Annotated in this window: 10 protein-coding genes and 1 tRNA gene; 7 read left to right on the top strand and 4 right to left on the bottom strand. The window is 39.8% G+C overall.

Translation table 11 applies throughout. From position 1 onward, the window contains the following. Positions 1-536 precede the first annotated feature (536 nt). Positions 537-1,193: a nitroreductase family protein gene (locus tag PMAN_RS13955; RefSeq protein ID WP_010557628.1), complete on the top strand. Its 657-nt coding sequence runs from the start codon at positions 537-539 to the stop codon at positions 1,191-1,193. A 48-nt stretch (positions 1,194-1,241) separates the two neighbouring features. On the opposite strand, the gene PMAN_RS13950 is transcribed toward PMAN_RS13955, so the two are convergent. The 3 genes from PMAN_RS13950 to uvrD all read right to left on the bottom strand — a co-directional run bounded on the left by PMAN_RS13950 (position 1,242) and on the right by uvrD (position 6,403). Beyond that, positions 1,242-2,087 carry a hypothetical protein gene (locus PMAN_RS13950; protein ID WP_010557629.1) on the bottom strand — a complete coding sequence of 282 codons (846 nt, stop codon included), beginning with the start codon at positions 2,085-2,087 and terminating at the stop codon, positions 1,242-1,244. A 100-nt stretch (positions 2,088-2,187) separates the two neighbouring features. Continuing rightward, positions 2,188-4,260: a tRNA(Met) cytidine acetyltransferase TmcA domain-containing protein gene (locus PMAN_RS13945; protein ID WP_010557630.1), complete on the bottom strand. Its 2,073-nt coding sequence runs from the start codon at positions 4,258-4,260 to the stop codon at positions 2,188-2,190. Then, the gene (uvrD, locus tag PMAN_RS13940; RefSeq protein ID WP_006791383.1) at positions 4,238-6,403 is read right to left on the bottom strand and encodes a DNA helicase II; all 2,166 of its coding nucleotides are present in this window, start codon (positions 6,401-6,403) and stop codon (positions 4,238-4,240) included. Before uvrD ends, PMAN_RS13945 begins: the two co-directional genes overlap by 23 nt. 312 nt (positions 6,404-6,715) lie before the next feature. Here uvrD and PMAN_RS13935 point away from each other — a divergent pair, with 312 nt between their 5' ends. The 3 genes from PMAN_RS13935 to PMAN_RS13925 all read left to right on the top strand — a co-directional run bounded on the left by PMAN_RS13935 (position 6,716) and on the right by PMAN_RS13925 (position 8,131). Continuing rightward, positions 6,716-6,940: a hypothetical protein gene (locus tag PMAN_RS13935; protein ID WP_006791382.1), complete on the top strand. Its 225-nt coding sequence runs from the start codon at positions 6,716-6,718 to the stop codon at positions 6,938-6,940. Between the two features lie 115 nt (positions 6,941-7,055). Next, a complete protein-coding gene (locus PMAN_RS13930; RefSeq protein ID WP_010557631.1) occupies positions 7,056-7,424 on the top strand; it encodes a YacL family protein in 369 nt (122 codons plus the stop codon). Positions 7,425-7,507: 83 nt separating this feature from the next. After that, on the top strand, positions 7,508-8,131 hold the full coding sequence (locus PMAN_RS13925; protein ID WP_006791380.1) for a dUTP diphosphatase: 624 nt from the start codon (positions 7,508-7,510) through the stop codon (positions 8,129-8,131). On the opposite strand, the gene yrfG is transcribed toward PMAN_RS13925, so the two are convergent. Then, complete coding sequence (yrfG, locus tag PMAN_RS13920; protein WP_010557632.1) at positions 8,128-8,775, bottom strand: GMP/IMP nucleotidase; 648 nt, start codon at positions 8,773-8,775, stop codon at positions 8,128-8,130. The genes PMAN_RS13925 and yrfG overlap by 4 nt on opposite strands. A 62-nt stretch (positions 8,776-8,837) precedes the next feature. Between yrfG and nudE the strand changes: the two genes are divergently transcribed. The 3 genes from nudE to PMAN_RS13905 all read left to right on the top strand — a co-directional run bounded on the left by nudE (position 8,838) and on the right by PMAN_RS13905 (position 10,419). Further along, entirely contained in the window at positions 8,838-9,410 is a 573-nt protein-coding gene (nudE, locus tag PMAN_RS13915) for an ADP compounds hydrolase NudE (protein WP_033035276.1), read from the top strand. After that, positions 9,403-10,206: a 3'(2'),5'-bisphosphate nucleotidase CysQ gene (gene cysQ / locus PMAN_RS13910; RefSeq protein WP_006791377.1), complete on the top strand. Its 804-nt coding sequence runs from the start codon at positions 9,403-9,405 to the stop codon at positions 10,204-10,206. Before nudE ends, cysQ begins: the two co-directional genes overlap by 8 nt. Positions 10,207-10,342: 136 nt before the next feature. Continuing rightward, positions 10,343-10,419: transfer RNA gene (locus tag PMAN_RS13905), tRNA-Met, on the top strand. Positions 10,420-10,499 lie beyond the last annotated feature (80 nt).

Below are 10,499 nucleotides of genomic sequence, written 5' to 3'. Positions count from 1 at the left end.
TGCTATGTGAAAGTAGGACATTACCAGGCTTCAAATAAGAGAAACCCGTTACAGCAATGTGACGGTTTTTTGCTTTCTGGGGTTTAATAAATAGCCAAGACCCCATGCCGAACCCAGTAGCGGCGGCTCATACATATCCTGTGCTCCACGGTATTTTATTCCCATACATTACGCAAAACAATGTCAAAGCGAGATTCGTACAAGGCAGACCGGCACAACGTAGCATCCCATTTGCTATGTGACTTTTTACCGCTGTGGGCACCATGACATTCTACTGCGTAGCGCACCGACTTCACATAAGAAAAACCCGTTAAATCAATGAGACGGTTTTTTTGCTGTCTGGGATTTAGTAAATGGCCAAACTATACCGAACTTTTAGTACATGCTTACATAATAATTGAATGGTCGCCTAGGCTATTTTAATTATCAATATTTTCTATATAGTCTTTTAACTGTATTCACTATTATCAAAATGATCCTTTCCAATTAAACTAACTTTATAAAATATTTACTTAGTATAAGTTTTGGAGAAAAACATGGCTCATCAAATTATCAAAGATTTACACAATCGTTATACCGCTAAGCAATATGATTCATCAAAACGTATTTCTGATGAAGATATTGAAGTAATTAAAGAGGCTATTCGCTTGTCAGCTTCTTCAATTAACTCGCAACCTTGGAAGTTTATTTTGGTTGAAAGTGAAGAAGGTAAACAACGCTTACACGATACATTTGCTAACAAACACCAGTTTAATCAGCATCATGCTAAAGAAGCATCGCATACATTATTACTTGCTTATGATCCTAAGTTTACGAAAGAAAAATTTTCTAAGCGTGTTGATGTAGAAGTCAGCTCTGGTCATTTACCAGCAGATATGCGTGATAACTTTATGGGTGCATATGCATTTGCTGAAATGAACACAGATGAGAAAGGTTACAACGGTAGTTGGACTAAGGCGCAGGTTTACTTAGCACTTGGTAATGTGCTGCACACATTAGCGCGATTGAACATAGCGTCGACTCCAATGGAAGGCGTTGACCCGGAGCTAATTAGTGAGAAGTTTAATGCTGAACTTGACGGTCATATTTGTGAAGTTGCACTAGCAATGGGTTACCCTAATACCGACGAAGACTGGAACCATGGTTTGCCAAAGGCGCGTTTAGCGGTAGAAGATATTATTACAACCGTATAGCATAAAAAACTTTATTAAAAAGCCGAGTCTATCTCGGCTTTTTTGTGTCTAAAATAAGCCATACGCTTCCGTATTTTCAGTTTCTACCTGTAGTTCAGTCGGCTTAAATATGGAACTCGGATCGATAAGCACACTATGATTTTCTGCCATTTTTATTAAGCCTCGCATCATACCTTTAGTTTGTGGATCTATATCAAAGCCTATATCAGTTAGCTTATCTAATGGTTTTATATCTTCTTTTTTATAATCTAGGCTGTCTTCTACTTTATCGACCAGCAACCCCACATGAGGGTTTATACCGTCTTTCGTTGTGAATACAATAATTGGTTTGTAATCCAAAGTTATTTGCTCTTGTGCTGATTCAAACAGTCTCTCTAACTGAGCAAGACTGCTACGTTTTATCTTACTAAGTAAATAGCTTACCTGTATATGTTCACCTTGCCTGTGAGCAGTTACGGCTTCTCTAGCTTGTTCTAGTAATAATTCAAAAGGCTCATTAAAGCGTGAGATAGTAAGCTTTAAATCAGGGTTGTCTGTATTGAACTCCTGGAAAAAAACAATAAAGTCTTGAAGCTCAGCTTCATTAATAACTAATTTTTCTGATTGATTTAAGAGGTTTGTTTCGAGTGTATTAAACCATTTGGTTTGTTTGTCTTGCCAGGATCTTAGCTGTTTTAAAATATGTTTGTTGCTTTGCTCTGTTGATATATTATTTAAGATAATTCCTAAATCGAAAACTGGCGTAGGGATATCCATATAATCTTTAACACCAATAAAGCTTTTGTTGTTGTTTGGTAGTGTTGTGAGATTATTATCAAAGCGCTCGGTTAATAAGATATCAAGTATTTTCAGTGAAATGGTTTTGCAGCCCACTTTAAAGTTTATTAATTCCATGCCTTTATCTTAATTTACCCATTAATGTATTAAGAATAGAACAAATCTACCAAATAGCTTAAGTAACTCTGGTAATTAATCATTGTATTAAGGGGGTGAGTTATTTGATGGCTTTAGCTAGTTTTAACACTGCTTGTTTAAAGCATGTTTCAAGCTCTTTTTTGCCTTGTATATTTAATTGCTCAATGACGTTTGTATCGCTTTCATTTTGCAAAATTAAGCTAATTAATAGTTGCTTATCACTTTGCGTTAAACAATTAACAACAGAGGGTGCCAGAGTTACAACTTGCCAAATAGTAGCTGTAATACTAAATCGAGAAAAGTGATTATTAAGTTGTCGTATTAAACGTTTTTTGATGTCTGAACTGATAGGTCTATCTGTAAACGAGGAAATAAGTACATTTACAAGCTGCCAATCAAGGTGTTTAAAGTGTGTGAGTAAAGCATAAAATATATCGGTTTGAAATTCAGCTTTTAATAGTTTCAGTGTACCCGTATTGTTGTTTAAACATTTCACAACGAGTGCTGAATGCTCGCCAGTGCTTTTATCTTTTTGATAACCCAGCTTTATAGTGCTAAACCCTTGGCTTTGCCAAAATTTTAATAACTCAGCCGTAGCGCCAAAACTAGCACCAAACCAATGGCACTCATTACTTACTCTTGATTCGCAAAAACTCAGTAAGGCTTTACCTACTCCTTGGCTGTGAAGATTAGGGGCAACAGCAATTCTTACTACTCGAGCAGAGAGTTGGGTAAGGCACTGGGGATCACTGCTTAGCTGCGAGAGAGTTTGTGCCATTAGGTGCCCTTGTGGGCGGCGTTCACCTTTAAGCACCTGCTCAGTTAGCTCGAGGGGTAACCCGCCTTCTATTGTAACTAAACACACCCCCACTACGTGATTATGTGTTTGGGTTATGAACAATCGTTGTGAGGGTGCATCAAGTAGTTGGCGTAAATCGTTAACGTTACTTTGGTAATGTGCTAAGGCAAGTAATGCAATAACCTGCTCAAGTAACAGCTCGTCATTTGTGAGTTGTTGCTGAGTAATTTCACTGTGGACTAGGTTATTTAAGCCATTGCTTTGTATTTCTTCGTACTGTGCTTCGAGTGCGAGCAAAGTGCGTATATGGCGCTCTAGCGGGTCGGCTTTTGCAAACCTTAACGGTTCATCAAGTGTGATAATATTAGCGGCTTTATACTTTGCTTTAATGTACTGACTAAACCTAATTGTATAGCCTCTACCATTACCCTCATAACCTACTAAAGTACTTGCAAATACAATGCGCGGATACTGTTTTAGCATTTTTAATAACAGAGGAACTGGAATAGCAGCCGCCTCGTCAACAAGTAATAAATCACACTCTGGCAACGAGTCTAATAATGAATCTGGAGCGATATACTGCAAATTAGCAAGTTGCTTACTTTTACCATCGAAGGGTATGTTTAACTCATTACTTAAATGTTTAAAGCTGCTATGAGTGGCTTTAAATTGTGTACTGCAAAGTAGTATTTTTTTATCGATAAGCTTGGCGGCAGCAAGTCCAAGCGCTGCTGATTTACCACGACCTCTGTCGGCATTAATGAGTAAAGGGCGATTGGCGCGACCATGAGCCACTTTAATTATATTTTCTACACAATGCTGTTGCGGTTCAAAATCTATTTTATTGGTAGAGCTTTCTCTGCTGATATTACCTGTACAGCCATGTAATTCACTAAAGTGATAAGCGGGTAACGGTTGCACAACGCGGGCAATGCGTTCATTAAAAAAGCTATAGCTTACTTTATGCCCGTGAGACTGCACTGTGCTTAGCGCAGGATCTGGCCAAGTTGAAAGCTCGCTTAGCTCTGGTAGCAGTAAATATAAAATACCGCCTGCTTTTACCGTACCTGCAATAGCTGCTAATTTATCAGGGTGCAAGCCACTAAAGCCATCGTATACGGCGTGAGAATATTCTTGCCCTAAAATTTGATGAGTACGATTAGGCCACTGCGCGTTATTTAGTCTGGTATTTTTAGAAACGACGAGTGTGTTTTCAGGTTGAAGTAATTCACCTAACAGCTCGTAGCACCAGGCAGTACTGCCAGTAACAAGCACCAGTTGGCGATGATGAGCGCCAACCAGTGTTTTTTCTAGTGAGTTTATGTGAGCTTTATACAGCTTGTAATCGTGCATAAGCCGTTACTAACCATTTGCTGCCTAAGTCATCAAAGTTTACCTGTACACGCGATTGTGCACCGCTACCTTCATAGTTAAGTACCGTGCCAATACCAAACTTAGCATGCAGTACACGTTGACCTAAGTTAAAGCCGCTGTCTTCAAAGGCGGCATGGCTTACCGATGCACTAAAGCGCCCTGCTGCCGGTGGTCGCGAAACTTGCGTTTTAATACGAATTTCTTCTACGCAGTCTTCAGGGATTTCGCGTAAGAAACGTGAAGGACTATGGTATTTCTCTTGTCCATAAAGGCGGCGGCTTTCGGCATGGCTAATGTATAGTTTATCCATTGCACGGGTCATGCCTACATAACAAAGGCGGCGTTCTTCTTCTAAGCGGCCAGACTCTTCATTACTTTGCTGCGAAGGGAACATGCCTTCTTCAACGCCCACCATAAACACAAGCGGGAACTCTAAGCCTTTAGCTGAGTGAAGCGTCATCATTTGTACCGCGTCTTCGTGCTCATCCGCTTGGCCTTCACCAGATTCAAGCGAGGTATAGGCTAAAAAGCCTTGTAGTGGTGAGCTAAACTCTTCTTCTTCAGGGAGTTCGTACTGATCGCATGCACTTATAAGCTCTTCTAAGTTTTCTACGCGGGCACGGCCTTTTTCGCCTTTTTCAGCTTGGTACATAGCCATAAGGCCAGAGGTTTGAATTGTATATTTAGCTTGTTCTTGTAAAGTAAGATCGCTAATTTTGTCTTCAATGTGCTCAACAAGTTCTACAAACTTTGTTACAGCGCCAGCTGCTCGGCCTGATAAGTGCTGTTGTTCAACAATAGCTTTAGCTGCGTACCAAAGCGGAAGTGACTCAGCACGAGCGCAATCACGTATATGACTTAATGTTTTATCGCCAATACCGCGAGCAGGAGTATTAATTACACGCTCAAATGCGGCATCGTCTTGGCGATTACCTACTAAGCGTAAGTACGATAGCGCATCTTTAATTTCTTGACGCTCGAAGAATCGCATACCACCGTAAATGCGATATTTTAAGCCTTCTTGCAGCATGGCTTCCTCGAGTACACGAGATTGCGCGTTACTACGGTATAAAATAGCGGCGTCTTGCAACGCGTTACCTGCATTTAACCAGCTACGTAATTTGCTACTCACAAAGCGGGCTTCGTCTAGCTCGTTAAAGGCGGCATAAATTGATATAGGCTCGCCTTCGTTACCGTCGGTCCATAAGCTTTTCCCCATACGCTCGGAGTTATTTTTTATAAGCGCATTAGATGCTTTAAGAATAGTTGCGGTTGAACGGTAGTTTTGTTCAAGGCGAATGGTTTCAGCATCAAAGTCAGTTAAAAAGCGTTTTATGTTTTCTATTTTAGCTCCGCGCCAGCCGTAAATACTTTGGTCGTCGTCGCCAACAATCATTATGCTGCTTGTGTCGCCTGCAAGTAACTTTAACCATGCGTACTGAATGGTATTAGTATCTTGAAACTCGTCTACTAGCATGTGGGCAAAGCGCTGTTGGTAGTGGCGAAGTAACGTCGGGTTATTTTTTAATACTTCATAGCTGCGTAGCAGTATTTCAGCAAAATCGACCAAACCAGCCCTGTCACACGCTTCCTGGTAGGCGGCATATACACGCAGCATCATTTGCTCGTTTATATCATAAGCTTGAATATCTTTAGGGCGAAGTGCTTCGTCTTTTTTAGCGCTTATGTACCAACCAAACTGTTTTGCAGGCCACTTTTTATCATCAATATTCATTGATTTTAACAAGCGCTTGATCATACGAAGTTGGTCATCAGAATCTAAAATTTGAAAGGCTTCTGGTAAGTTAGCTTCACGGTGATGAGCGCGTAAAATACGGTGTGATAAACCATGGAAAGTACCAATCCACATCCCGCCAACCGGTGCTTTTAAGGTTTCTTCAACGCGGGTACGCATTTCTTTAGCTGCTTTATTGGTAAAAGTTACCGCAAAAATACTATAAGCTGATGCTTGTTCAACTTGCATAAGCCACGCGATACGATGAACTAACACTCGTGTTTTACCAGACCCAGCACCGGCCAATACCAGCATGTTTTGTAATGGGGCTGCAACGGCATCGCGTTGTTTGTCATTTAAGCCGTCGAGTAATTCTGAAACGTCCATCGTTACGCCTTTTTAATCAATATTGAGGGCAGTATAACAGGTGTTTTTGTAAGGCTAAATAAAATACTGTTTTTATGAACAGCTATTATAAAAATAGCCTCTAAAACCAATCAGCTGGATAGTTTTTGGCATGGATAAGTGACTAAGATTAATAATAAAAATAATCAAATTGACCTATATTTAGTAAAAAATACCAAAGCAATTAGTGAGTCGTAATTTAACTAACTGATTTTTAAGCTTTAATAAATTGGCATAAAGTGTGATAGTAAGTAGATAACTAAAATTTAAAATTAATTAACTACAGAGGTGAGTATGGCTGATCAAGGGTCTGGCGGTAATGTGATTGCTGCATTGTGTAATATATTTTTTCCTGGTTTAGGACAACTAGTACAAGGGCGTATTTTAGCGGCTATATTTTTTGCGCTAGCTATTGTTATAAGTTACGCACTTATTTATGTACTCGTTGGTTTTGTATTAGTACCTATTATTTATTTATGGTCGATAATAGATGCGGCACGATACCGCTCGCGAAGTTAGGTATTTAAACGTTTTACAAAAATAGCGCCCAATGGCGCTATTTTGTTTTTTAGGGTCGGCGTTACAGCTAATTTACGGGTATAATCGCGTTATTAACGTTTAATAAGTAATAGCTATGGAATATCAATTTATACGTGACCCTATTAGTGGTTTACGAATTAAAATAAGCAGCGAACACGCAATAATAGGTCGTTGGTTAAACGAAGAAATTGGCAAAGACAAAGTCGCTATGGTGCAAGCACTTATTGTGTCTGTCAAAACGAGTTTTGAGCCAGTCACTCTAAAAGGCCAAGAAATAGATTTAATTTTATCTAAAGATGAGGCCTTATTTGAGGCTCATGCTCTGCACCAAGACAGCGAAGACTTAATTGCCTATCAAGATGATGATTTAATGCTTGAAGAGAACGACTTAAGCAGTGGTTGTGGTTTTGAAGACTTTATTGATTTAATCGAGTCGTGGTATGAGTTTACCAGTAATCGATAAAAATAATTAAAACAGACATAGCAAATGCAAAAACAGCGCTTTCTCTGTATTATTATAACAACTAAAAAACGACAGGAATTGATATGTCTGCCAATTTAAATAAGCTAGTAGTCATGCTAGAAATGCAAAACGCCATGAATACAAAAGTGCATGAACAATGGTTTACACAAGGGTTTGAATGGTATCGCGCTATTTGGGTTGAGTGTGCCGAAATGCTAGATCATCATGGCTGGAAGTGGTGGAAAAAACAAACACCCGATACCGAGCAAGTTATTTTAGAATTGGTTGATATTTTTCACTTTGGTTTGTCGCTACGTATTGACGGAAAAACAAGCTATCAAGACTTAGCAAAGCAATTAGAAAGTGAGTTGAGCCAAGTACAGCAAGCTGATGACTTTAAACAAACGTTAGAAATACTTGCGGCATCTGCTGTTGCAGATAAAGCGTTTAATGCATCAGCATTTGCCGGTTGTATGGCACAAATGGGCATGGATATTGACGATTTATACCGTGGTTATGTTGGTAAAAATACCTTAAACTTTTTTCGCCAAGACCATGGTTATAAAGACGGTAGCTACATTAAAGTGTGGAACGGGCAAGAAGATAACGAGCACTTAGTGGAAGTAGTTAAAAGCCTTGATACCGAACATGCAGACTTCGCAAAGTTAGTTTATCAAGGCCTTGAGGCACGTTACCCTAAAAGCTAAATAATAGTGCGGTAGTCGGTTACATTTAAGTAATCGGCTATTTCGTTGTGTGGTTGCTGACTGTCGGGGTTGGCAACCGCAAGTAAGTGTCCAATGCCGTATTCTTTTGCGGCATTTAATACAGCTACGCTGTCATCAACAAATAAAGTACGTGTTTTGTTAAATCCTAAATCATTTTGTACTTGGTGCCATAAACTTTGCTGCTCTTTACTTACGCCATATTCATGAGTCGACACTACACCATCTAAATAATTATCGATTGCGGTGTGTTCAAATTTCATCATGACGTTTTCTGGGTGTGCGTTGGTAAGCAATATAAGCTCTTTTCCTGCTTTTTTTAGTTCCGTTAAAAAATAGGGCACGTCGTCACGAACTTTTATAAGGTGCTGTGTTTCTCGCTTTAAATCCATAATCGGTAATTTAAGCTGATCTTCCCAATAATCTAAGCAGTACCACTCAATTTGGCCGCTTACAGCTTGGTAGCGTTTAAAAATATCTTCTTTTGCTTCGCTCAGGCTTATATTTTTCGCTAAGGCGTGTTGCTGTGGAAGAACAGTTAACCAAAAATGGCTGTCATAATGTAAATCGAGGAGTGTTCCGTCCATATCAAGTAAAACGGTATCGATTTTTGACCAATTTAGCATGGGCTTTTCCCTGTGAAAAGTTTATGATTAAGCACAACTGCCATGATAGCAAATTAACGCCAATGACACAGAAAAAGCATCCAACACCTCCTCAAATCCTAAGTAATAATGTTGTCGCTAAAAGTCGCCTATTTACTGTGGAATCTTTAGAGCTAAAATTTTCGAATGACGAAGAGCGTCAGTATGAACGTATTCGAGGTGGTGGCAGAGGCGCTGTAATGATTGTGCCTATAACGGCTGATAACGAAATGCTGCTAGTGCGTGAGTATTGCGCGGGCACCAATGACTACCAGCTAGGCTTTCCTAAAGGACTGATCGACCCAGGCGAAACACCAGAGCAAGCTGCTAATAGAGAACTTAAAGAAGAAGTAGGTTTTGGCGCAGACTTTTTTAAACCATTAAAAACAGTGACTATGGCACCTAGTTATTTTAATGCCACCATGCATATTTTATTTGCTAAGCAATTATATCCGCAAACACTTCCAGGCGACGAGCCTGAGCCTTTAGTTGTTGTTAAGTGGCCATTAACGCAATGGCAGTCATTATTAGAGCAAGATGATTTTACCGAAGCACGAAGTGTTGCCGCTTTGCTATTATTAGATAAGTACTTAGCATCTGGAGCTGCCGATGAATAAATTATTAGAACCTTGTATTGAATTAGCCGAACGTGCAGGCGATGCCATTATGGCTATATACAAAAAAGATGATATTGGCCAACAAGAAAAATCAGACCACACACCAGTAACTAAAGCCGATTTAGCTGCAAATGATGTGCTTGTTGCAGGCTTAAAGGCACTTGCGCCCGATATTCCTATTATGTCGGAAGAAACACCTATTCCTGCATTAGCCGATAGGCAAGATTGGCAGCGTTATTGGTTACTTGATCCCATGGATGGCACAGGTGAATTTATTTTAGAAAGTGGTGATTTTGCGGTAAACATTGCGCTTATTGAAAATAACCACCCTGTGTTGGGTGTAATTCATTGGCCGTCGAAAGGTATTACTTACTTTGCGAGTGCTAAAAATGGTGCTTTTAAGCGTGAAGAAAAGAGCGACACACGAATATACGTAGCTCCGCCTGAAAGTTTAACACTAGCGGTAAGTCGCCGTCAGAAAATTGAGTCGGTGAGTCAATACTTAAATAGCCAATTTACAACCATTGCGGTTGGTTCGTGCTCGTTAAAAGCATGTATTGTTGCTGAGGGTAAAGCGGACTGCTTTTTAAGAATAGGCCCAACAGGTGAGTGGGACACAGGGGCTTCACAAGTTATTGTAGAAGAAGCGGGCGGTTGCATTACTGATGCAGAGTTTAACCCTTTAACCTATAACCAACGCGAGAGCACTGAAAACCCAGACTTTATTGTAATGGGGCACCCTGATTGGGAGTTTCAAAAAATGATTACTCCTCACCAAAGAGCGAGTATAGAATAGAGTTTTGATTGCTTTTTGTTCACTTGAACAGTTTTAGGTAGTTAAAGCCTTGCATTATAAGTTTATTCCTATATAGTAGCGCTCTCTTCAAGGCAGGCTCGTAAATATTACGAAAATGTTTTAAAGAAATTACAGGCGCGGGATGGAGCAGCCTGGTAGCTCGTCGGGCTCATAACCCGAAGGTCGTCGGTTCAAATCCGGCTCCCGCAACCAATTTCCTTTATGGGGTGAGGTTACTGTAAACTCTAACTTAAGAGATTAAATTAAGTAGTCGATAGACTTTAAATATACAG

The sequence above is a fragment of the Pseudoalteromonas marina genome (assembly GCF_000238335.3).
GTDB classification, from domain to species: domain Bacteria; phylum Pseudomonadota; class Gammaproteobacteria; order Enterobacterales; family Alteromonadaceae; genus Pseudoalteromonas; species Pseudoalteromonas marina.
Note: the sequence above shows the minus strand (reverse complement) of the source record. Positions and strands in the feature narration are given on the sequence as shown.

Coding starts and splice junctions, on each gene's coding strand:
- PMAN_RS13930 (WP_010557631.1), top strand. CDS start 7,056: ATGGAATATCAATTTATACGTGACCCTATTAGTGGTTTACGAATTAAA.
- uvrD (WP_006791383.1), bottom strand. CDS start 6,403: ATGGACGTTTCAGAATTACTCGACGGCTTAAATGACAAACAACGCGAT.
- PMAN_RS13925 (WP_006791380.1), top strand. CDS start 7,508: ATGTCTGCCAATTTAAATAAGCTAGTAGTCATGCTAGAAATGCAAAAC.
- PMAN_RS13950 (WP_010557629.1), bottom strand. CDS start 2,087: ATGGAATTAATAAACTTTAAAGTGGGCTGCAAAACCATTTCACTGAAA.
- PMAN_RS13935 (WP_006791382.1), top strand. CDS start 6,716: ATGGCTGATCAAGGGTCTGGCGGTAATGTGATTGCTGCATTGTGTAAT.
- PMAN_RS13955 (WP_010557628.1), top strand. CDS start 537: ATGGCTCATCAAATTATCAAAGATTTACACAATCGTTATACCGCTAAG.
- nudE (WP_033035276.1), top strand. CDS start 8,838: ATGACACAGAAAAAGCATCCAACACCTCCTCAAATCCTAAGTAATAAT.
- yrfG (WP_010557632.1), bottom strand. CDS start 8,775: ATGCTAAATTGGTCAAAAATCGATACCGTTTTACTTGATATGGACGGA.
- cysQ (WP_006791377.1), top strand. CDS start 9,403: ATGAATAAATTATTAGAACCTTGTATTGAATTAGCCGAACGTGCAGGC.
- PMAN_RS13945 (WP_010557630.1), bottom strand. CDS start 4,260: ATGCACGATTACAAGCTGTATAAAGCTCACATAAACTCACTAGAAAAA.